The organism is Priestia sp. HNGD-A6 (genome assembly GCF_045784335.1).
GTDB classification, from domain to species: domain Bacteria; phylum Bacillota; class Bacilli; order Bacillales; family Bacillaceae_H; genus Priestia; species Priestia zanthoxyli.
Window position 1 is genome coordinate 4,063,053 of sequence record NZ_CP138621.1, and the last position, 20,958, is coordinate 4,084,010.

The 20,958-nt window shown below is 38.9% G+C and carries 22 protein-coding genes and 1 other annotated feature; of the genes, 16 read left to right on the forward strand and 6 right to left on the reverse strand.

Features of this window, described 5'->3' with window-relative positions; all coding sequences use genetic code 11:
* Positions 1-192 precede the first annotated feature (192 nt).
* The gene (locus SCI76_RS20745; RefSeq protein WP_048019923.1) at positions 193-591 is read right to left on the reverse strand and encodes a GNAT family N-acetyltransferase; all 399 of its coding nucleotides are present in this window, start codon (positions 589-591) and stop codon (positions 193-195) included.
* Positions 592-703: 112 nt separating this feature from the next.
* Here SCI76_RS20745 and SCI76_RS20750 point away from each other — a divergent pair, with 112 nt between their 5' ends.
* On the forward strand, positions 704-2,113 hold the full coding sequence (locus tag SCI76_RS20750) for a PLP-dependent aminotransferase family protein (protein WP_063248338.1): 1,410 nt from the start codon (positions 704-706) through the stop codon (positions 2,111-2,113).
* 22 nt (positions 2,114-2,135) lie between these two features.
* Positions 2,136-2,645 carry a hypothetical protein gene (locus SCI76_RS20755; RefSeq protein ID WP_034270643.1) on the forward strand — a complete coding sequence of 170 codons (510 nt, stop codon included), beginning with the start codon at positions 2,136-2,138 and terminating at the stop codon, positions 2,643-2,645.
* Between the two features lie 51 nt (positions 2,646-2,696).
* On the opposite strand, the gene SCI76_RS20760 is transcribed toward SCI76_RS20755, so the two are convergent.
* Both SCI76_RS20760 and SCI76_RS20765 read right to left on the reverse strand, forming a co-directional pair.
* Positions 2,697-3,416, reverse strand: a complete 720-nt coding sequence (locus tag SCI76_RS20760) for a poly-gamma-glutamate hydrolase family protein (RefSeq protein WP_063248336.1) — start codon at positions 3,414-3,416, stop codon at positions 2,697-2,699.
* 43 nt (positions 3,417-3,459) lie between these two features.
* Complete coding sequence (locus SCI76_RS20765) at positions 3,460-4,269, reverse strand: class I SAM-dependent methyltransferase (RefSeq protein ID WP_063248335.1); 810 nt, start codon at positions 4,267-4,269, stop codon at positions 3,460-3,462.
* Positions 4,270-4,373: 104 nt separating this feature from the next.
* On the opposite strand from SCI76_RS20765, the gene SCI76_RS20770 reads away from it, so the two are divergent.
* The 3 genes from SCI76_RS20770 to SCI76_RS20780 all read left to right on the forward strand — a co-directional run bounded on the left by SCI76_RS20770 (position 4,374) and on the right by SCI76_RS20780 (position 6,518).
* Positions 4,374-5,036, forward strand: coding sequence for an MgtC/SapB family protein (locus tag SCI76_RS20770; protein WP_028415061.1), 663 nt, complete (start codon positions 4,374-4,376; stop codon positions 5,034-5,036).
* A 275-nt stretch (positions 5,037-5,311) separates the two neighbouring features.
* Positions 5,312-5,953, forward strand: coding sequence for an NAD(P)-dependent oxidoreductase (locus tag SCI76_RS20775; protein WP_063248334.1), 642 nt, complete (start codon positions 5,312-5,314; stop codon positions 5,951-5,953).
* A gap of 109 nt (positions 5,954-6,062) precedes the next feature.
* On the forward strand, positions 6,063-6,518 hold the full coding sequence (locus SCI76_RS20780; protein ID WP_407544237.1) for a GNAT family N-acetyltransferase: 456 nt from the start codon (positions 6,063-6,065) through the stop codon (positions 6,516-6,518).
* Between the two features lie 21 nt (positions 6,519-6,539).
* Here the strand turns inward: SCI76_RS20780 and SCI76_RS20785 are convergent, their stop codons facing one another.
* Positions 6,540-7,289, reverse strand: coding sequence for a sulfite exporter TauE/SafE family protein (locus SCI76_RS20785; RefSeq protein WP_328175183.1), 750 nt, complete (start codon positions 7,287-7,289; stop codon positions 6,540-6,542).
* 156 nt (positions 7,290-7,445) lie between these two features.
* Here SCI76_RS20785 and SCI76_RS20790 point away from each other — a divergent pair, with 156 nt between their 5' ends.
* The 4 genes from SCI76_RS20790 (at position 7,446) to SCI76_RS20805 (ending at position 11,025) form a co-directional block, all read left to right on the forward strand.
* Positions 7,446-8,345: a LysR family transcriptional regulator gene (locus SCI76_RS20790; RefSeq protein ID WP_328175182.1), complete on the forward strand. Its 900-nt coding sequence runs from the start codon at positions 7,446-7,448 to the stop codon at positions 8,343-8,345.
* Positions 8,342-8,980 (forward strand): hypothetical protein, encoded by a 639-nt coding sequence (locus SCI76_RS20795; RefSeq protein WP_063248332.1) that lies wholly within the window; start codon positions 8,342-8,344, stop codon positions 8,978-8,980. Before SCI76_RS20790 ends, SCI76_RS20795 begins: the two co-directional genes overlap by 4 nt.
* Positions 8,981-9,101: 121 nt before the next feature.
* Positions 9,102-9,668: a TetR/AcrR family transcriptional regulator gene (locus tag SCI76_RS20800; RefSeq protein ID WP_033579894.1), complete on the forward strand. Its 567-nt coding sequence runs from the start codon at positions 9,102-9,104 to the stop codon at positions 9,666-9,668.
* Positions 9,669-9,798: 130 nt separating this feature from the next.
* The gene (locus SCI76_RS20805) at positions 9,799-11,025 is read left to right on the forward strand and encodes a DUF819 domain-containing protein (protein ID WP_063248331.1); all 1,227 of its coding nucleotides are present in this window, start codon (positions 9,799-9,801) and stop codon (positions 11,023-11,025) included.
* 42 nt (positions 11,026-11,067) lie between these two features.
* Here the strand turns inward: SCI76_RS20805 and SCI76_RS20810 are convergent, their stop codons facing one another.
* On the reverse strand, positions 11,068-12,438 hold the full coding sequence (locus SCI76_RS20810; protein ID WP_063248330.1) for an amino acid permease: 1,371 nt from the start codon (positions 12,436-12,438) through the stop codon (positions 11,068-11,070).
* Between the two features lie 67 nt (positions 12,439-12,505).
* Positions 12,506-12,737, reverse strand: a binding site (T-box leader).
* A gap of 246 nt (positions 12,738-12,983) precedes the next feature.
* Here SCI76_RS20810 and SCI76_RS20815 point away from each other — a divergent pair.
* From SCI76_RS20815 to SCI76_RS20845, 7 genes are all read left to right on the forward strand, one after another.
* Positions 12,984-13,859 (forward strand): DUF4405 domain-containing protein, encoded by an 876-nt coding sequence (locus SCI76_RS20815; RefSeq protein WP_328179779.1) that lies wholly within the window; start codon positions 12,984-12,986, stop codon positions 13,857-13,859.
* A 109-nt stretch (positions 13,860-13,968) separates the two neighbouring features.
* On the forward strand, positions 13,969-14,154 hold the full coding sequence (locus SCI76_RS20820) for a Fur-regulated basic protein FbpA (protein WP_033580328.1): 186 nt from the start codon (positions 13,969-13,971) through the stop codon (positions 14,152-14,154).
* 195 nt (positions 14,155-14,349) lie between these two features.
* Positions 14,350-15,477: an NADH-dependent flavin oxidoreductase gene (locus tag SCI76_RS20825; protein WP_033579898.1), complete on the forward strand. Its 1,128-nt coding sequence runs from the start codon at positions 14,350-14,352 to the stop codon at positions 15,475-15,477.
* A gap of 151 nt (positions 15,478-15,628) precedes the next feature.
* Positions 15,629-16,528, forward strand: coding sequence for a DMT family transporter (locus SCI76_RS20830; protein WP_063248328.1), 900 nt, complete (start codon positions 15,629-15,631; stop codon positions 16,526-16,528).
* Positions 16,529-16,580: 52 nt separating this feature from the next.
* Complete coding sequence (locus SCI76_RS20835) at positions 16,581-16,934, forward strand: cupin domain-containing protein (RefSeq protein ID WP_028415049.1); 354 nt, start codon at positions 16,581-16,583, stop codon at positions 16,932-16,934.
* 406 nt (positions 16,935-17,340) lie between these two features.
* Positions 17,341-19,263: an LTA synthase family protein gene (locus tag SCI76_RS20840; protein WP_407544241.1), complete on the forward strand. Its 1,923-nt coding sequence runs from the start codon at positions 17,341-17,343 to the stop codon at positions 19,261-19,263.
* An 87-nt stretch (positions 19,264-19,350) separates the two neighbouring features.
* Positions 19,351-20,319, forward strand: coding sequence for an LCP family protein (locus SCI76_RS20845; RefSeq protein WP_028415047.1), 969 nt, complete (start codon positions 19,351-19,353; stop codon positions 20,317-20,319).
* A gap of 36 nt (positions 20,320-20,355) precedes the next feature.
* On the opposite strand, the gene SCI76_RS20850 is transcribed toward SCI76_RS20845, so the two are convergent.
* The gene (locus tag SCI76_RS20850) at positions 20,356-20,937 is read right to left on the reverse strand and encodes a YitT family protein (RefSeq protein WP_033579900.1); all 582 of its coding nucleotides are present in this window, start codon (positions 20,935-20,937) and stop codon (positions 20,356-20,358) included.
* Positions 20,938-20,958 lie beyond the last annotated feature (21 nt).

A 20,958-nucleotide genomic window follows, 5' to 3' on the forward strand; every position in this document is an offset into this window, starting at 1 on the left:
GCTGTGCTTCCTGACTTTGAATATATGTATAGTTAAGTTAATAGATTAAGGAAAGCGATACCTCTAAATTCTAAGAGTTGGATGAGAAGGAAGAAGTATCATAGCCTTAATCTTTGAATATTGTAACATCATATCAAAAAGATGTAAAATAATAATAGTTTAGTAATAAAAGGAATTTTTTATCTTTTTTATCTATTGAATTCTCCCAATTTTAAACCCATTATCAATCTGATGAAAGCCGACTTTTGGATAGTAGTTCATAGCAGAAGGAGCGGAAAGTAAAATGAGCGCGGCTTCTTCACCGATTTCTGATTGAACGTGCTTGATGAGCTGTGTGCCAATTCCTTGATTTTGATAGTCTTTTACGACAGCTAAATCCGATAAATAGCAGCAGTAGCTAAAATCTGTTAACGCTCTGGCTATGCCAATGAGTTCGCTGTCTTTCCAAGCGGTAATGGTAAGGGAAGCATGATCAAGCATTCTTTGAATCCGATCAAGATCTTGTGCCGGACGTTTAATACCTGAATATACAAACACTTCAGCAGCTTGTTCGGCACGGATTGAGACGTTGGTTTTGTAAGTAATGGTCATTGTGTCATCTCCTTGATTTATAAGATATAGTCCAGTATATGAAGAATCTGAACTGAGAATAAGTGTCAGAAACAGTAAATTTAATAGTGTCAGTTAGAAAGGAAAGAACATCATGTTAGAGTTAATGCCTTTGCTCGATAAAAGAAAAGCAGATCCCTTATACATGCAGCTTTATACTTACATAAAAAAACAAATTCAAAAAGGCACCATTCCGCCTCATGAAAAACTGCCTTCTAAACGAAAGTTAGCTCTTCATTTAAGCATTAGCCAAAATACGGTTGAAGCGGCTTATGTACAGTTAGAAGCTGAAGGCTATATCGAGATACTAGCCAGGAAAGGAGCATTTGTAAAAGAGATAAAAAATGAAGTCGTGCTTCAAAAACAGCCTCCCGCCTATGTCTCTTTACCGCAAGAAGAAGGGAAATCAACTGTCATTGACTTTAGCCATGGAAAGGTAGACGTAGAAAAATTTCCGTATAACACGTGGAAAAAGCTAACGGTTCAAACAATTTATCATGATGAAAGCCAGCTTTTTTATAGCGGACATCCACAGGGCGAACTGCTTCTTCGTCAAGAAATTGCAGCGTATCTTTATCATTCAAGAGGAGTGCGCTGCACAGCGGAGCAAATTGTGATAGGTGCAGGTACACAGTACCTCATGTGGCTGCTTTCTGTCATTCTAGGAAAAGAAAAGATAATTGGGTTCGAAAACCCAGGCTTTCACCGAACGAGGCACGTTTTTCAAGAACAAGGCATGTCGGTCGTCCCTATTTCTCTTGATAGTTCTGGCTTGAAAGTGAAGGAACTGAAAGAAAGCGGAGCGGATGCGGTGTACATTACGCCGTCTCATCAATTTCCTGTTGGGATGGTCATGCCGATAGCAAGAAGACTTGAACTATTAGAGTGGGCGGCAGAAACGAATGGCTATATCATAGAGGATGACTATGACGGGGAATTTCGCTATAAAGGAAAACCGATTCCGGCCCTTCAAGGATTAGATCAAGACGATCGCGTTATTTATACGGGTACGTTTTCAAAATCGTTGATGCCTTCTCTTCGAATAAGTTATGCCGTGCTGCCACACCGTCTTCTTACAAGTTATATGAAACACTGTGGACTTTTTAAACAGCCTGTTTCAAGGCTTCATCAGCATACGCTTTTTCTGTTTATGAAAGAAGGGCACTGGGAACGTCACTTGAATAAAATGAGAACAGCATACCGTAAAAAACAAGCGCTGCTGCTAGATTGTTTGACTACTATTATGGGAGAACGTGTAGATGTTATTGGAGAACATTCTGGCTTGCATATTCTTCTTAAGGTAAAAAAAGGAATGAGTGAACAGAAACTAATTGAAGCAGCTGCCAAACAAGGGGTAACGATTTATCCAACATCTATTTATTATCATAGTGCGGGTGAAAGCAACACGCCCTATGTATTGCTTGGATTTGCAGGACTGTCTGATGGAGAAATAAAAACAGGTGTAAACCTGCTGTTTAAAGCTTGGTTTGAACAGAAGGATTGAGAGGTACGCTGGGGGGATTTCTATGAAAGTAAAGCGGAAATTGTTTGGTTTATGGACAGGGGAGCTTACGGCAGCTTTACTGTTTGCTGCGCTGTGGATAGGGTACTTAAATGAGTTTTCTCATCTGGCTTTTTATTTAACAACGTTTTCAAGTGTGTATGCTTTTATTATACTTGAGTTTATCCTGTTTCAAGGAAGCTTGTACTGGTTTATGAAATGGAGGCGGGTGAGCCGAAAAGAAGATTCTCATTTGCCCTCCAGCTACATTCAGTTGTTTCTGCTTTTTAAAAAAATGAATAAAATTCTTCTTACGTTAGGTTTAGGTGTACTCATTTACCACTATATGCAGTTAGGGGTTAAGGGACTTGCTTTTTTTCTAGGCCTTTACGCGTTTGCTTGGATTGAATATATTAACTACTATGTGATTAGACTTTCTTATCAAAGTCCAAGTGAAATCAAAGAATTTTTTGAGCAAAAAGGCTTTAAACGATCTATTTTAGCGAGAGAAATAGATAAAAACCAGCGCGTTTGATTACACAGACTGCGCTGGTTTTTTTGTCTGGAAATCGAGAATTTTTGAAAATTAGTGGATCTGTAGGTAAAGGAAAGTTTGATAGGAAGAGGATGCTTCTTGTAAGGAAGATACGAATGTATAAAAAAGAGGTGTTACATTCATGCGGTTGTTTCTTGACCAGTCATGGTTTGCGAAAAATGATTTTCTTAGTTCGGCTGTGAGTTCAAGCTGCACGCCGGCTTTTAACAGGTTATCGTTCACAATGTTTTGTTCGCTTGTTCCCGCTATGTTAGAAGGAGCGTCACGGACGGTAAAGCCGTTTTTGCGCAGTGATTGCTTCATCAGCTCTTTATAAAGCTGATTTTTTCCACCTATATACACGATAGGCTGACTGCCGCTGTAGCCGTGAATCGTCAAAACGGACATGCTTTGCTGAGCCATTCCTCTAGCAATCGGTTCGTCAAAGTTTTCTGAGGTTATGTGCAGAACTCCATTGTTAGTGGACTTGATGCCTTCGAATAAATAATAAGAAGCAGAAAAGCGATCAGCGAGTTCTTTGGCAACTTCTGATGTACCTGGTTCAATTCCGCCGCCGTGAATGGCCATAATGGATAAATAGCTAAAGCGCTGCTCGTAGCGAATGTCGTAGTCTTGGTGAAGAATTTCGTGCTGCTGCAGTTCTGCATAGGAAGAGTAATAGTCACCGCTTGCATAAGAAGGAGGGGGAATCAAAAAGCAGTACATAAAACATAGCAAAATGCTTGTACTCCATTTGAATAAACGGTTCATTAATAATCACCTCTATTTATTCTATGATAAATAGAGGTGATTATTAATTTTTTCGCCCGATATAAAGTAAGTGAGAAGACAGTCCAAGGTGATAAGGGTTCGATGCTTGTTGAATAAGGAGCTGAACGATGTTGTTCATTTCTTCAGAAGAAGTTTCCTGCCAGTACGTCCACTCTTTTGAATTAACTGACGAGGCAACGTTAGAGGCAATCAGCTCGATGCATCGAAATCCATGCTTCTTTAAAAACGGAATAATATCCTCAATTTTAGTGTAATAAGCGTGAGTAAATCGCCTTTCTTCTGCATGATTAAAGCAGCCTGATTCATAAAAATCATGAAGCGCTTTTGCCGTGTTGTTTGGTTTTAAACGCTCCGGCGATGTTAAAGAAGAAATGAGGTGCTGAACGCGCGGCATAAATGAAATAAAAACAGTTCCGCCTGGCTTTGTTACCCGATACAGCTCTCGAACGGCTTGAATACGGTCTTGTTTCTTCTGTAAATGATACATTGGTCCAAGCATTAATGCCGCATGAAATTGTTCATCTGAACAATAGTGAAGGTTTCGTGCATCTGCCACGTGAAAATTACGAAATACATTATATACTTGCTGTTCTAAAGCTTTTTCTTTGGCTTTTTCAACCAACTGCGGTGTCAAATCAGTTAAAGTTACTTCATAGCCGTTTTCTGCTAGTTTCAAGGCATATCTTCCCGGTCCGGCACCGTTATCTAAAATATGGCCCCTAGGAGGAAGGTGTTTTTTTATAAAATGCCAGTTTACTTGAAACTCAATAGGTTCTCGTTCTAACCGTCCCCACTCATCAAATCTGCTGTAATAATCGATAACTTTATCCACTTTGATTAGCCTCCACTTTAAAAATTAGTTATAGTAAATTATAACAAAAATAGAAATAGTTAATAGGTGCATTTGTGAAAAAGTGAAGAGAAAGGAGGGAAAAAATGACCGCAGCTTTTATTAGTCGTCTAGCCCTATCAGGTTTGTTAGGGGCTTTGGTTGGTTTAGAAAGAGAGTTTAGAGCAAAAGAAGCGGGGTTTCGCACTCATTTTTTAGTTGCTGTCGGTAGCACGCTGATTATGCTAATTTCGAAATATGGCTTTTCAGATGTGCTTCATCAAGATCATATGGCTCTTGATCCGAGCCGGGTGGCCGCACAAGTAGTAAGCGGTATTGGTTTTTTAGGAGCAGGTATGATTATTATTCAAAAGCAGCATATTAGAGGGCTCACAACAGCCGCAGGCGTATGGGCAACGTCGGGAATTGGTTTAACCATTGGGGCCGGTATGTATACAGTCGGCATTAGCGCAACTATATTAGTGCTGATTGGCTTAGAAATATTGAACGTAATGTTTACATCTCTTTCTACTCATTCCATTTTAATTAAGTTTCGTGCAGCAAATCAAGAGGATATTTATGAGCTGCTTGATAAGATTGAAAAAGAAAATATTATGATTTCGTCTTACGAAATTCACCAAGATCATCATCAAGGTGAGCTGCTCTATTTTGTTGAAATAAAAGGAAAGGCAAAAAAGAAAGGGAATAAAGTAGAATTGATTAAATCGATTCACTCTATGGCTCACGTGTTATTTATTGAAATTGAATAAGCACTCATTTATTTTTTCAAAAGAGACTGGAAGAAACGTATGTTAGTTGGCGGAACAGGTGAGACCCCGCAGGAGCGTAAGTGACGAAGAGGCTCAGCGGCCGCCCGCGGAAAGCGAAGCCTTGCACGGGAATTAACCTCGGTGTTAAAAGTAATCCATACTAACTCATTTATCCAATTTGTTCTCTCTATCTTGCTTAAACCGTTTTGCTGTGTTTTATCATAGCAAAAAAAGGCTATTACCTAAATATAGAGAATTTTACTGGAGGTTATAAAATGAAAATTGGAGTTGTAGGTGCTACAGGAAAAGCAGGAAGTTTTATCGTGAAAGAAGCCTTAAATCGCGGGCATGACGTGACGGCAATTGTACGTAATGCGGGCAAAGTAGAAGAAAAGGATGTTCGTACACTGGAAAAGGACATCTTCGATATTACGGCAAACGATATTGAAGGTTTCGATGCGGTAGTGAATGCGTTTGGAGCTCCTGAAGGAAAGGAACATCTGCATGTAGAAGCGGGGCAATCGTTAATTCATGTATTTAAACAAGCTCCGGACGTTCGTCTTCTTGTTGTAGGAGGAGCAGGAAGTTTGTTTGTAGATGAAGAGAAAACGACGCGTCTAGCAGATACGCCTGATTTTCCAAAAGAGTACAAAGCGACAGCTGACAACCAAGCCCAAAATTTAAAAGACTTAGAAAGTACAAGCGATATTAATTGGACGTTCATTAGCCCAGCAGCATTTTTTAATCCTTCAGGAAAACGAACGGATGCTTATAAAACAGGGAAAGATCATGTTATTTTAAACTCAGAAGGAAACAGCCATGTCAGCTATGCGGATTACGCCATTGCAGTTATTGATGAAATTGAGCGAGGAGAGCATGTAAACGAACGCTTTACCGTTGTATCCGACGCTAGATAAAGGAAAAGCCGCTTTATGCGGCTTTTTTTGTGCATGTTATACTATGGAAAAAGAAAAGGAGTCCAGCAGAAAATGGAGAATAAAGAAAACGTAGCCTTAACGTTTTATAGTGAAGCCTACGAGTCACCTATATAGCTATACGCTGCCTGAAGAGCAGCTCATTTACACGGCACTTCCCGCTGAAGCTATAGCTAAGTGTAAGCAGGAAAGAGATAGAACGCCCGTTTTGATTTTGGCAGAAAACAAACTAGCCGGCTTTTTCGTGCTCGACGCAGGGGAAGCCGTTAAAGAATATACCGAGGGATCCGGCGCGCTTTTAATACGGTCTTATTCCATTCATCCTGATTATCAAGGAAAGGGAGTTGGCAAAAAGTCATTGAAACTTCTTCCTTCTTTTATCAACCATCACTTTCGCACTAAAAATAAAGTGGTGCTAGGCGTGAACCATAAAAACACGGCGGCGCAGCACCTATACAAACGATGCGGCTTTGTCGATACAGACCGGCATGTTTTTGGAAGCCAAGGAAAGCAGTTTGTTTATCAGATGAACATAAAAAAAGCTTGAACAAGAGTTCAAGCTTTTTTCTTATATAACAAGGAGAAAGCTAGAGCAAATAGGCAGCGCTACAAGGGACGTTTTTAATACGGGAGCAGGTACACGATTTGTAAATTTTGCTCCAATATATGAACCGACCATTGTGCCGATAACTACTTGAATCAACAGCGGGATATCTAAAAAGCCCTGCTGATAATAGCCCATTCCTCCGCCAATTGCAATCGGAATAATAACGAGCATCGTCGTTCCGGCGGACTGGCGAATAGACAAGCCTAACACCATCATAAGGCCAAGCTGGATAAATGGAGTTGAGCCAATTCCAAACATTCCGGACAGAGCGCCCGTAATTAAGCCGATTAGTAAAGAGTAGACGACAAATTTAGCTCCTGTTGGAACAGTACGTTCTTTTTGCTGACGGGAAAATAAAAACATTCGCAGCCAAAGTAAAACACCAGATAATAAAAGCATGCCGGCTGTGAGCCATTTTAGCTCGCCTTCTGGGATGAAGGATGAAAGGTTAGACCCAATCCAAGCGCCTAATGCACCGAGGATACCAACAGAGATACCGGATTTTAAAGATACGTTACCTTCACGGTAATGACTGACGGCGCCAGATAAAGAAGAGAAAATCATTGCGGTAAGAGCCGTTGCGAGTGCAACGTGTACAGATACGCCGTACAGCAGCGTTAAAATTGAAATAATAAAACCTGATCCGCCTGCTCCGACAAATCCTAAGATCAGTCCGACGGCTAACATCGTTAAAACAATTGAAACATCCATAAACGAATTCCTTCTTTCAACACTTATTCTATGCAGACACATAACATTTTCGGCAAGTGCTACGTTCTTCATTTAAACATGAATTTTTTATGACGTCCAATGTATAATTTATATGAAATCGATAGTATTATGTAATAAGTAAAGGATGTGAAAAAAATGGAATGGCAGCAGCTCGAATATTTTAATGTTGTAGCTCAAACGGAACATTTCACAAAGGCCGCAGAAAAATTATCAATCGCGCAGCCTACGCTCAGCCGCTCAATTTCTAAATTAGAATCAGAGCTTGGCGTACCGCTATTTGAACGAAAAGGAAGGCAAGTTATTTTAAATCGATACGGAAGGCTTTTTTATGAACGAACGGCTAAAGTATTAAAAGAAATGGAAGAAGCGAAACGTGAGCTTTCAGATTTGATTCATCCTCATCGCGGCAGCATTTCGTTTGCTTTTTTAAAATCATTAGGCGCTTCGTCCGTCCCGAAACTAGTTCATGCTTTTTTACAAGAGTATCCGAACGTTCAATTTCAAATTTTTGAGAACGCTACGAACATCATGCTCGATCAGCTTCAAACGGGAGAAATTGATTTTTGTATGTCTTCCGTAACGGAATCTAGGGCAGGAATTCAGTGGGAATATTTATGGAAAGACGAGCTGTACGCGTATGTCCCTGATACGCATTCTTTTGCCTCAAGACAAGTGCTTTCGATTTCAGAGTTGGCTCATGAATCGTTTATCGCGTTAAAAAAAGGATACGGAAGCCGAACAATTTTTGATCAGCTGTTCGAAGAAGCTGAAATTGTCCCAAATATTACGTTTGAAGGAGAAGAATTTTTGACGGTGATTGGTTTTGTAGCGGCTCATTTAGGGGTTGCCTTGCTTCCTGAAATAAAGGGAGTGGACTTGCGAGGCATTAAAAAAATAAAGCTCAAAGAAGACACAGCTTCAAGGATAATTGGGATTGCGTGGAACAAGGATAAATACTTAACTCCTGTTGCGAAAAAGTTCCAGGAATTTTTAATTCAGTATTTCAAAGACCATCATACAGGAGGAAAACGATGAAGAAAATTGCTTGCCTGCACGCTCATCATTCGAACATCTCTTATATAGAAAAAGCGCTGCCGTTTGCGAGCTGTATGCATTTCGTAGACCCTGGACTTGTACATCGGGTAAAAACCGATCCTAAATTTGCAGCGGAGTCAGCAGGTGCAAAAGTAGAGAAGCAGTTAAAGTGGATGGAAGAATGTTCAGCGGATGCCATTTTACTTACGTGTACGAATTACATTGCTCTTTTACCAGAAGCATTTACAAGTGATGTTCCAATTATTAAAATCGATGAGCCTTATTTTCGCCGAATATGTGAAATAGAAGAACCGCAGCTTATCGTGTTTACAAATCCGGAGACCGTAGAAGGAACGATGAAGCGTCTAGACGAATTTGCATTTTATCAAAATGTAAAGATAAAAGTTCACCCTGTTGTGATAGAAGGTGCTTTTGAACTAGTAATGACTGGAAACCTAGAGAAGTATAAACAGAAGGTGAAACATGTCTTAGATGAGCTAGTAAAAGACCACAACACTGTTGTTTCAGTGGCGCAGCTCTCGATGGTAGAAGCGGCTGAGGAGGTAAGCGACCGTATTATTACGCCTCTTCAACCGTTAGCGGAAGAAGTAAGAAAAACAATTATTAGGTCATAAGAAATGAAAATAAGGAAAAATAAATGGTAAAATATTCACTTTATTTTGACAAAAATTTCATTTCCTTATATGATAAGTAGTGTTATAGAAACCACTTATTATATAGGGGAGGCATCGTTTTGTGAAGAAAGCAAATGCACGCGATAAGATTTTAGAAACAGCATCGCGGCTTTTTCAGCTGCAAGGCTATCATGCAACGGGATTAAATCAAATTATTAAAGAGAGCGGATCACCAAAAGGGTCTCTTTATTATTATTTTCCAAAAGGGAAAGAAGAACTGGCGATTCACGCTGTTCAATATACGAATAAATACGTCCAAGTTCAAATTAAAGAAAGTTTAAATAAATCTTCTGACGCGGCACAGGCTATTCAGTATTTTATTGAAGAATTGTCCAAGCAGTTTGAACACGAAGAAAGTATTGCTGGTATGCCTGTTGGGCTGATGGCTGGAGAAACGGCGCTTATTAATGAACCGCTTCGCGAAGTCTGCTATGCAGCGTTTCAAGATTGGGAAAAACTTTTTAGAGAAAAAATGATAGAGAGCGGATTTCAAGATAAGCAGGCAGGAGAGCTTGCAGTTGTGATTAACTGTATGATCGAAGGAGGAATCTTGCGTTCGTTAACAGAGAAAACAGGTGCTCCTTTGCAGCAGATTCAGCAGCAAATTCCGGTTTTGATTCGCAAATAAAAAAAAGCTTTTCACTTTTAGAGTGGAAAGCTTTTTTTATGGATTGACGGAATTTGGCATATATTGATAAAATTTAAAGGTATATTTTCTGAAAATTATATTTCTTTAAAAAGAAAGAAAGGAGTAGCTCGTGATTTTTACTATTATTCAAGCTGATGATACGTGGGCACTATGGGGAATTCTAGCGATTTGGGCTTCTGTTAGTATTTTTCTCGAACAAAAGTATAAGTGGGCTTCTTTTCTGTCAGGAGCTATTATTGCGCTAGCAGGAGCGCTTATCCTATCAAATTTAAAAATTATTCCAACAGAGTCTCCGGTCTATGATGCGGTTTGGGCGTATCTAGTACCGCTTGCCATTCCATTATTGTTATTTCAAGTCAATATGAAAGAATTATTTCAAGAAAGCCGGAAACTGCTTTTTATTTTCTTAATCTGTGCGGTAGGAACGGTCATAGGGAGCACAGCAGGCTTCTTGTTGTTAAAAGATTATATTCCTGAACTAGCAAAAATTGCAGCTGCTATTGGCGCTTCTTATGTAGGCGGAGGGGTTAACTTTGCTACCGTTACGGCCAAATTTGAACCATCAAGTCAAATGGTTTCCGCGACGGTGGTTGCTGATAATATGGTCATGGCTTTACTGTTTGCCGTGTATATGTTTGTTCCTTCTATGAAGTTTTTTAGGAAACATTTTAAGACACCTCATATTCAAGAAGTAGAGGCGGGGCAATATGGAGAAAATGATCGTCATACGCTTGCAGAAAAATATTGGGCAAAAAAAGAAATTTCGTTAAAAGACGTGGCGGCTTCCATTGGTACATCATTTTTTCTAGTGGTTGCATCTTTTAAATTAGCCGAATGGTTTGGAACAATCGTTCCAGCCGGTCCAAATGCTTCCGTAGTTCAAACGTTATTACATACTATTTTGAGCGAAAAATACTTATTGCTTTCCACACTTACGTTTCTTGTCATTTATCTGTTTCCTTCTTATTTTAAAAACATTAGCGGAAGCCAAGAAATCGGCACATACTTCATTTATATTTTCTTTGTTGTCATTGGAGTGCCGGCGTCCATTCCATTAATTGTTGAAAAAGCACCTCTTTTGATTCTATTTGTGCTCATTGTGGGGATGAGTAATTTGATAGTGGGACTGCTTTTAGGAAAAGTATTTAAAATTGATTTAGAACATATTTTACTGGCGAGCAATGCAACGGTAGGGGGACCTACGACAGCAAGCGCGATGGCGATTGCTAAAGGATGGGGAAGTTTGGTTGGTCCTATCTTGGTAGTAGGAACGCTTGGCTATATTATTGGTAACTATATCGGCTTTGCACTTGGCTATTGGTACTTAACATTTTAAATAAAAAAACGCCTCCTCTGATGACTCAAAGGAGGCGTTTTTTTATTTAGCGTGCTTGACTGCTGAAGATTGATAAAAGCGACCTTTAAAGATATACGTAGCTGTAATAAATAAATAGATAGCTAATGTAATAGTCGTAATAACAACGGATGTTGTGCAGATAACACCAATTAAAATAGCGCTTAGTGCAATAAGGGCAGCCCACGTTGTATAAGGAAACCATTTAACAGAGTAGCTGCTCGATGCTTCTGGCTGAACTTTGCGGGACTTTAAGTGTGCAATCGCAATAATCAACCAAATAAACAATACCGTATACCCTAAAGATCCCATCAAATAATCAAATGTCTTACTTCCTGCAAATAAGGAAATCAATACGCCGACATAAAGGGATGATGTACACATTAAAATTGCATAGACAGGAACTTTGTTAACAGAAAGTTTCGAAAATATCTTCGGCACTCGACCGTCTACTGCTTGCGTATACAAAATACGTGATGAACCGTAAAGTCCTGAGTTCATAGAAGAAATAACGGCTAACAAGATCACGGCATTCATAATATGATCTGCTCCGGGAATGCCAATCATTTTAAATACCATTACAAAAGGACTTTGAGAAACGCCGTTCACTTCATTCCAAGGAATCAAGCTCACGATGATAAAAAACGGGAACAGATAAAAAGCAATGATACGCGTTAATGTACTGCGCACAGCCTTAGGTACTACTTTTTCAGGGTTTTTTGTTTCAGCTAGCGTTACTCCGATGATTTCAGTTCCACCGTATGAGTAGATGACAACTAACATCGCCGTAATTAGCCCGGTTGGTCCCTTTGGGAAAAAACCGCCGTGATCGCTTAAATTTGAAAAACCCGCTGCGGTATGATGACCGAATGATACAAACAATAATAAAAGTCCAGCGATAATAAAGATCACAATGACCGTGATTTTAATTAAAGCTAACCAGTATTCCGTTTCAGCAAATGTTTTAACTGAAAGCAAGTTAATGGCTGTAACAATAACGGATACGCCTAAAGCAAGCATCCAAATTGGGTAATCAGGAAGCCAGTACTGAATAAAAATAGCGGCTACAACGGCTTCAGCTGCAATGTTTAACACCCACATTTTCCAGTAAATCCAGTCCAAAAAGTAAGCGGGATAGCTTCCTAAAATCGACTGAACTAAATCACGAAACGTTCGTGCTTCACTATTTCGAACCGCCATTTCAGCAAGACCTTGCATGATGAATAGTAAAATAATTCCGCCAATTAAATAGGCAATAATAACTGATGGTCCTGCCATATCAATAGCCGAGCTGCTTCCTTTAAATAAACCAGCGCCAATTGCTCCACCTAGCGCCATCATCATAATGTGACGTGAAGTCATTGTTCGCTGCAAACCTTGGTTGTCCTTCTTCATGACTTTTCCCTCCACTTTTTTATAAAATAAAAAAAGCTTATCGTCTCCTACCTCATTATCAAATGAGAGAAGAGACGATAAGCTTTAGCTAACCGCGGTACCACTCTTGTTGGCTCTTAAAGAACCCTGCTTAAAACCTGATAACGAAGGTTAGACGTTAAAACTTAGAGAACACTTCTGCATTCTTTCTGAATTACCACTCCTGGGCGAGTTCAAAGTATTATTGGACTACGTCACACCAACCCGTAGCTCTCTTGACCGAATAATAAGCTTTTACTACTCCCAATCGCTGTGTTTTTGATTAAAATCTGAAAGTTCTTGATGAATAACCATTACTATACGTGCTTCTTTTTTCTTTGTCAACAGCTATTTTCGAAAAAGTAAAAATGATTCCATTCTACTTTTATAGAACTCAGGACTGGTTATTTTGGTAAAAAAATCAGTCGTTTCACCTAATTTTCACCAACTCTGCTTACATTAAGAAATATAAAAAAGGAGTTGTTTTGACAAATACATAGGTGAGGAGAATGAATAGAGTGAAAAAGATGATGTACGTCCGGTTTGGACTGGATCTTTTAATGGCCGTTACGTTTGTTTTGTTTTTTAACAAGCAAGTATTGGGAGGGTTAACATTTCATGAAATTGCGGGGTTGGCGATTGCCGTCGCCTTTTTTACCCACGTGCTGCTAAACTGGCAGTGGGTAAAGAAAGTTACGGTTAAATTATTTGACCGCAGGCTTCCGCGCAGAACAAAGTTCGGTTACTTTTTAAATATCATGCTGTTGATTACGATGTCATTTATTATGATTAGCGGTATTTTTATTTCAAGAGTAGTATTTCCAAATATTAATGTTGGGAACGAACAGTGGTTTAAGGTTTCGCATATTTCCGTATCATTTTTAGTGTTAATTTTAGTAGCCGCTCACATAGGTCTTCATTGGCAATGGGTTATAAACGTATGTAAAAATATGACGAAATTCAAAAAGTCAAAGAAAAGCTTGAGCATAGCAGCTAAGCTCACAACCGCTGCGCTGTTAGTCATTGGCATATACGAAATAAATGAAACGGGTTTTCTTGGAAAACTTGGAGGAGTAGCGAGAGTACTGAATGTAAGTTCCTCAGATATGCCGCAAAAAGGCGGTGGGAAGCCGGATTTTGATCGCCATTCATTTAGCGAGAACAAATCTTCTGCGACGGCATCTGCTGGTCACGAACTTCCAAACTTTGATCACGATGGCGGAGATCCGGAAAGAGGAATGAAAGGAAAAGAAAGCGGTTTTGAAAGTCCAAATCCTTTTGTTGTAATCGGTACTTATTTTGCTATTATGTCAGTTTTTATTATTGTTATTTATTATATTGAAAAAATATTAGCAGGTGTGAAGAGACGTAAAAAAATAACGGGTCCTGCTGCGGAAATTTAAAATGAAAAAGCTTTCTATTTCACCGTTTTTTCATCGTATAGAAGTAAAATCATTTATGTAAAAGCGAATGCTTTGCAAAATTAAAATGAGAGAACCTTAGGTGGTGGAGATCGTGAAACAACATACACAGCCTGAAACGGAACATAAGAAAAATTGGTTTATTAATGCGCTATTGAATTTTGGTATTTATAAAAAAGGAAATCGGCATCTATACGAACTGACACTTCAAGAGTTAGAAGCTCAATACGTAAAAGTAAAATCATTCATGTATAATCAGGAACCTCTTTCGCAATGATAAAAAGGCACTCAGTATATGAGTGCTTTTTTGTGTTAGAAAGTCTTATTCTTTGACAGGTAAAACTGTACAGATTAAAATCACAGTATATTTTAAAGTTACAGTTTTAAATGACACATATTATTAGGAAGGAAAACAGTCTCTACCTATAATATGCCACTATTTTTGACCGTATCATTTTTGGAGGGAAATAAAATGACAAATAAAAAGTATGAGCCGCTTTTACAGCCATTTACTTTTTCAAATGGCATCAAATTAGATAACCGCGTTATTCTTGCTCCTATGACAAATTTTTCATCAAATGAAGATGGGACAGTATCAAATGCAGAAGTAGACTACTACGTACGACGTTCAAAAGGTGTTAGCATGGTCATTACAGCATGTACATACGGAACGGCGAACGGAAAAGGATTTCACGGAGAGTTTGCTGCAGACAGCGATGAAATGATTCCTAGCCTGCGTCGATTAGCAACAGCCATTAAAGATCAAGGAGCAAAAGCAGTTCTTCAAATTTTTCACGGAGGCCGCATGTGTCCGCCTGAGCTTGTTCCGAATGGAGAGGTTGTTAGCGCAAGTGCTGTTGCTGCAGAACAAGAAGGAGCTCCGGTACCTCGAGAGTTAACAAATGAAGAAATTGAAGGCATTATTCACGATTTTGGTGAAATGACGCGCCGTGCCATTGAAGCAGGATTTGACGGAGTTGAAATTCACGGAGCAAATAACTATTTAATTCAGCAGTTCTTTTCTCCGCATTCTAATCGCCGCGAAGATAAATGGGGCGGCAGCGTAGAAAAACGCTTAACATTCCCGCTTGCAATCGTAGACGAAGTAAAGCAAGCCGTTTCTAAGCATGCAAAAGAATCATTTTTAGTAGGCTATCGCTTCTCGCCAGAAGAGCCTGAAACGCCAGGAATTACAATGGCTGATACGTTGAAGTTAGTCGATGCACTAGCAGAAAAAGACCTTGATTACCTTCACGTATCGCTAATGGAATTCTGGTCAAAACCGCGCCGAGGCGTGGAAGATACTCGTTCACGTATTGAAATTATTCAAGAGCGAGTAGGAAGCCGCGTACCTGTGATGGGCGTAGGTTCTATTCATACAGCAGACGAAGCAGCAGCCGCTCTTGAAACGGGCATTCCACTGCTTGCGATTGGCCGCGAATTAATTATGGATCCAGACTGGGTTCAAAAAGTAAAAGAAGGCCGTGAAAATGAAATTGTGACAACATTAAGCAAAAAAGATCAGGAAAAGCTTGTGATTCCTGACCCGCTGTGGCAAGCCGTTATTAACACACCAGGCTGGTTCCCGGTTGAAGATTAAAAGAAAGGCAGAAAAGCGCAAAGACGATGGGACTGATCCCATGTCTTTGCGCTTTTTGCTTTTTCATGGAATAGCGCTTTTGAACCATTAATTTACAAATGGGCTTCTTTATGTTTGAATAGTAATAGTTTTCTGAAAGTGAGGTGAGAGAATGAAAGCAGGGCCAATGGTGAAAATGATGATTTCAATGAGTATTTTTGGTTCAATTGGCTTTTTCTCCACACAAACTGGACTGCCTTCTTTTGATTTAGTATTTGTTCGCTGTATTTGTGCAACGCTTTTTCTCGGAATATGCTGGTTTGTAACAGGTGAATATAAAAGAGAAAAATGGAATGCCAAAGAAATAAAGCAGATTTTACTGTGTGGGATATTTCTTGTGTTTAACTGGGTGTTTCTATTTAAAGCATTTGAAATGATGTCCGTTACGGTTGCTATTTCTATTTATCATCTTGCACCCGTTTTAGTATTGCTTCTGGGGAGCTTTATGTTTAAGGAGAAATTAACGGTTCTTGGCGTGATGTCTATCTTCATTTGTTTTGGAGGAACACTTCTAATTATTGGAGTGGAGCAACTTACGATTGACGGCTTCATGTCTTCAGGAATACTCTGGGCGCTTTTAGCCGCTTTGTTTTATGCATGCACGACGCTGCTTGGTAAAGGCATTATTCATACGAGTGCTTATGCTGTTACATTTCTTCAGACTTTTTTAGGAATTTTTCTATTATTGCCGTTTGTTCATTTTACTGATTTTCATTTCCTAACAACGACCAACTGGACATCTATTTTAGTAACAGGCTTTGTACATACTGGTTTAGTGTATTATTTGTTTTTCGACAGCCTGCGCTATTTAAAAACTCAGGTGATTTCGGTTCTGGTGTTTTTAGATCCAGCCGTTGCCATTTTATTAGATACAGCATTCACGGGATTTCGTCCTACGCTTTTGCAGCTTGCAGGCATTGTTTTGATCTTTTTAGGAATGCTTTTTACTTTGAAGCCAAAGCCTTCATCTGAAAAAAATATTTCCAATAGCAAGATTAAAAAGATCACATAGAATTTCTATTTCATCTGCAGGTGTTCATTTATTAGAAAAAGGGGAGCTAGTCATGAAAGTTAGTAAGCAAAACGCAGAACACTACGTGTGGGGAGGAAAATGCGATGGGTGGCACCTAGTGAAAAATAAAGACGTAAGTATTATTCATGAGCGCATGCCCCCTTATACGGAAGAGGTAAGGCATTATCACTTGAAAGCACATCAATTTTTCTTTGTACTAAAAGGAACAGCTGCTCTAGAAATAGACGGAGTTATTTACGATGTAAAAGCACACGAAGGAGTAGAAGTATTTCCTTCGATTCTTCATCAAATGATGAATCGTTCGAGTGAGGAGATCGAGTTTCTTGTGATTTCACAGCCTTTTGCACAAGGAGACCGCATAGCTGTTGATGAAGATAAAGACTAAGCATAGATAGGTCTATTTTTACTAGTCCTAACAGTAAGCGAAGAATGCCATCCAGTACAATAGTACCTTTTCATTCAGCAAGTGAAATATTATGCCTAATAAAATAAAAATACTTTTATTGCAGAGCAGAAATGTGGTAAATTAATATGTATGCAATATAGGGAGAACAAAATTTACAAATTAACAATTGTGTAATATTAACATCACGATAAAAAATAAGAGATTGCAAGTTAAAATGTAAATTTTGTAGATGACTAAAAAAAGAGATGAAGATGATATTGTTTGACAAATTGAATCATTTTCAGGTAATCTTTTGCAGGACGTAACCGTTACGATTTAATGTAGGGGACTTTCCTGAGGTTAGCTGAACATGAAATCTCTACTTTTTAGTGAAAGGAATTTGAAAATGAAAAAACTATTTTCAAAGCCGTTGTTTTACTTTTTTATAGCGGTTTTATTCATGTGGATCAAGTCTTACATGTCTTACAAAGTGGAGTTCAACTTAGATATAAGTGACTCAATGCAAAAAACGTTATTGTTTATTAATCCAATTAGTTCAACTTTGATCTTTTTAGGGTTAGCATTGTTTGCAAAAGGAAAAAGAGCCATCGTTTGGACGCTTATCCTTAGTACAATCATGACGGTCATTTTGTACAGCAATATTTTATATTATCGATTCTTCAATGACTTTGTGACATTGCCTACTTTAACGCAAACAAGCAATGTGGGTCATTTGGGAGGCAGTATCGCTGATTTAGTAAAAGCTCACGATATTTTTTACTTTGTAGATATCATTTTACTGATTGCGCTATTGTTTGTTAGAAAAATCGAATGGCCAAAAGCACGTCTTAAATTCCGCTATACGTTCATGGTGTTAGCGGCAGGAGCTGTCGCATTTGCAATTAACTTGCACTATGCTGAAAAAGATCGCCCTGAATTATTAACAAGAACATTTGATCGCAACTACCTAGTGAAATATTTAGGAGCATACAACTACACGGTGTATGATGCAGTTCAAACGTTTCAAAACTCAAAGCAACGAGCATTCGCAAGCAGTGATGACTTAACAACAGTGAAAAACTTCAGTACAAGTCACTATGCAGCTCCGAATATTGAGTATGCGGGTAAAGCAAAAGGAAAAAATATTATTAAAATTCATCTAGAATCATTTCAGTCATTCCTAATTAATTACAAGTTAAACGGACAAGAAGTAACGCCGTTTTTAAATTCATTAGCAAATGGAAATGAATTTATGTATTTTGATAACTTCTTCCATCAAACAGGACAAGGTAAAACAGCTGATGCAGAGCTTATGATGGATACGTCATTATATGGCTTGCCTCAAGGATCAGCATTTAGCTTAAAAGGCCGCAACACGTACCAAGCAGCACCAGCGATCTTAGATCAAGAGGGCGGCTATACAAGTGCTGTGTTACACGGAGATTATAAAACATTCTGGAACCGTAATGAAATTTACAAACAGTTCGGTGTGGATAAATTCTTTGATGCAAGTTATTACAATATGACTGGTGATAACAAAGTAAACTATGGATTAAAAGATAAGCCATTCTTCAAAGAATCTATGCCAATGCTGCAGTCATTGAAGCAGCCGTTCTATGCGCATATGATTACATTAACAAACCATTTCCCATTCGTTCTTGATAAAGGTGATGCTAGTATTGAACCGGCGAACACAGGAGATGGAACGGTAGACCGTTATTTCCAAACGGCTCGTTATTTGGATGAATCACTACAAGAATTCTTTACAGAGCTAAAAGCTTCAGGTTTATATGACAACTCAGTTATTATGATTTACGGTGACCACTACGGTATTTCTGAAAATCATAACAAAGCAATGGAAAAAGTTCTTGGCGAGAAAATCACGCCATATAAAAACGCTCAGCTTCAACGCGTACCGTTCTTCCTTCACATACCAGGTGTAAAAGGTGGAGTGAACCATACGTACGGCGGTGAAATTGACGTAGTGCCTACGCTTCTTCACCTAGTGGGAATTGATAGTAAAGAGTATGTTCAATTCGGTACAGATTTATTATCAAAAGACCATGATCAGGTAGTAGCATTTAGAAACGGTGATTATGTTTCTCCGAAATACACGTCAATTGACGGCAAGTATTACGATACAAACACAGGAGAAAGAATCACAGCAACAGATGAAGCGAAAGCTTATAAAAAGAAAGTTGGAAGAGAGCTAGAACTTTCTGATAAAGTGTTATACGGTGATTTATTACGATTTAATAAATTAGATGACTTTAAACCGGTCGATCCATCAAAATACATGTATGGAAAAGACCAAGAAACAGAAAAATAATGTAAGCTTTCACACCATACAATCCAAACAAGCAAGTAGAGGAGCTTTTTAAAAGCTTAGCTACTTGCTTGTTTTATGAGAACTTCATTGAAAAAGAAAGCTGGTGACAGAAACGTGGAGCGAACAAGACGCAAAAGAAGAAGAAGAGTTCGATGGGGCAGAGTGTTCTTTGCTTTGTTGTTCCTTTTTATTATCGTTGGGGGCATATACAGCTATTTCCAATATAAGCAAGGGCTATCGATAGCAAGCGATGGTAAATTTGCGGATGACGGCACGACATTTGAACAGTTTCAAGGCAGTCTCCCGAATAACGGAGAAGTAAATATGCTGCTGTTAGGAAGTGACTCGCGCGGTGAAAAGCATTCTCGTACAGACTCTATTTTAATTGCTCACTACGATTCTAAAAGCAAACACCCGAAAATTGTTTCTCTTATGAGGGATATGTACGTGGATATTCCAGGACACGGCAAGCAAAAGCTGAATGCTGCTTACGCGTTCGGAGGTCCTGAGCTGCTGCGTCAAACGATCAAACAAAATTTTGATATTGATATTAACTATTATGCAGTTGTGGACTTCGAAGGATTTTCAAAAATTGTAGATACGATTGCGCCTGATGGCATTGAAGTAACCGTGCCTCACGATATGTCTTCGGGAATTGGTATGACGCTTCACAAAGGTACCCAAGTTTTACACGGTGAACAGCTGCTTGGCTACGTACGTTTTCGCCATGATAACATGAGTGATTTTGGACGCGTTCAGCGTCAGCAAGAAGTCGTTTTAAAGCTCAAAGATGAAGTAGCAAGCCTAAACAGCGTGTTTAAAATACCGAAGCTTCTCGGCGTAATGGATCCTTACATCGATACAAATTTAGATACAAAAAGCATGATGCTTCTAGCTAAAGATGTGGTAACAGGAAACATGAAAGACGTTCAAAGCCTGCGACTGCCTTTAGACGGATCATTTGAAAACAAAACGTATAGCGGCGTTGGTATGGTGCTTGATATTGATTTAGATAAAAATAAAGAAGCGCTGCAAGAATTCTTAAATGACAAATAAAGAAAAGCCTCGAGACGCATGTCTCGAGGCTTTTCTTTATACATAGACGATGATGCGTTTGAATGACGTGATTAAACTGGTCACTATACCAGAGCATACAACAATGAATAATGAATAAATAGCTGTATCGTTTTGAAGCAGTAAAATACCTGAAATAATAATAGATGCGTCAATCACTAAAATGATGATGCCAGGGTTTAACGATAACCATTTCGCAAGTATCAGAGAAAATAAGTCGACCCCGCCTTGACTTGCGTGCTGCCGGAGCATGATGCCGGTTCCGATTCCGTTAAAAATGCCTCCAAGGCAAGCGCTTAAGATAATGGGAAGATGAAAAATCCCGTGAAGCGGAAACAGCAAATCAATCATAACGGCTGAGAGAACCATGCCATAGATAGCATTTAAAAAATAAGAGCGGTTAAAACCTAGAGCGAGAAGGTAAATCGGCAAGTTTAAGCAAAAAATCATCACGCCTACTTTATAGCCAAGTAAATAATTAATGATTAAGCTAATTCCCGTAATGCCTCCTGTTACAAGCTGAAGCGGAAGAATAAAAACGTTAATTCCGATACTAACAAACACACTGCCAATTCCAATTGCAATTAATTTTTTGTACATGCTGTCTCATCCTTGTCTATG

What these genes read in the sequence shown, in the direction of transcription:
- SCI76_RS20745 (WP_048019923.1), bottom strand. Translation starts at nt 591, where the DNA reads ATGACCATTACTTACAAAACCAACGTCTCAATCCGTGCCGAACAAGCT.
- SCI76_RS20750 (WP_063248338.1), top strand. Translation starts at nt 704, where the DNA reads ATGTTAGAGTTAATGCCTTTGCTCGATAAAAGAAAAGCAGATCCCTTA.
- SCI76_RS20755 (WP_034270643.1), top strand. Translation starts at nt 2,136, where the DNA reads ATGAAAGTAAAGCGGAAATTGTTTGGTTTATGGACAGGGGAGCTTACG.
- SCI76_RS20760 (WP_063248336.1), bottom strand. Translation starts at nt 3,416, where the DNA reads ATGAACCGTTTATTCAAATGGAGTACAAGCATTTTGCTATGTTTTATG.
- SCI76_RS20770 (WP_028415061.1), top strand. Translation starts at nt 4,374, where the DNA reads ATGACCGCAGCTTTTATTAGTCGTCTAGCCCTATCAGGTTTGTTAGGG.
- SCI76_RS20775 (WP_063248334.1), top strand. Translation starts at nt 5,312, where the DNA reads ATGAAAATTGGAGTTGTAGGTGCTACAGGAAAAGCAGGAAGTTTTATC.
- SCI76_RS20785 (WP_328175183.1), bottom strand. Translation starts at nt 7,289, where the DNA reads ATGGATGTTTCAATTGTTTTAACGATGTTAGCCGTCGGACTGATCTTA.
- SCI76_RS20790 (WP_328175182.1), top strand. Translation starts at nt 7,446, where the DNA reads ATGGAATGGCAGCAGCTCGAATATTTTAATGTTGTAGCTCAAACGGAA.
- SCI76_RS20795 (WP_063248332.1), top strand. Translation starts at nt 8,342, where the DNA reads ATGAAGAAAATTGCTTGCCTGCACGCTCATCATTCGAACATCTCTTAT.
- SCI76_RS20810 (WP_063248330.1), bottom strand. Translation starts at nt 12,438, where the DNA reads ATGAAGAAGGACAACCAAGGTTTGCAGCGAACAATGACTTCACGTCAC.
- SCI76_RS20815 (WP_328179779.1), top strand. Translation starts at nt 12,984, where the DNA reads ATGATGTACGTCCGGTTTGGACTGGATCTTTTAATGGCCGTTACGTTT.
- SCI76_RS20825 (WP_033579898.1), top strand. Translation starts at nt 14,350, where the DNA reads ATGACAAATAAAAAGTATGAGCCGCTTTTACAGCCATTTACTTTTTCA.
- SCI76_RS20830 (WP_063248328.1), top strand. Translation starts at nt 15,629, where the DNA reads ATGAAAGCAGGGCCAATGGTGAAAATGATGATTTCAATGAGTATTTTT.
- SCI76_RS20835 (WP_028415049.1), top strand. Translation starts at nt 16,581, where the DNA reads ATGAAAGTTAGTAAGCAAAACGCAGAACACTACGTGTGGGGAGGAAAA.
- SCI76_RS20840 (WP_407544241.1), top strand. Translation starts at nt 17,341, where the DNA reads ATGAAAAAACTATTTTCAAAGCCGTTGTTTTACTTTTTTATAGCGGTT.
- SCI76_RS20850 (WP_033579900.1), bottom strand. Translation starts at nt 20,937, where the DNA reads ATGTACAAAAAATTAATTGCAATTGGAATTGGCAGTGTGTTTGTTAGT.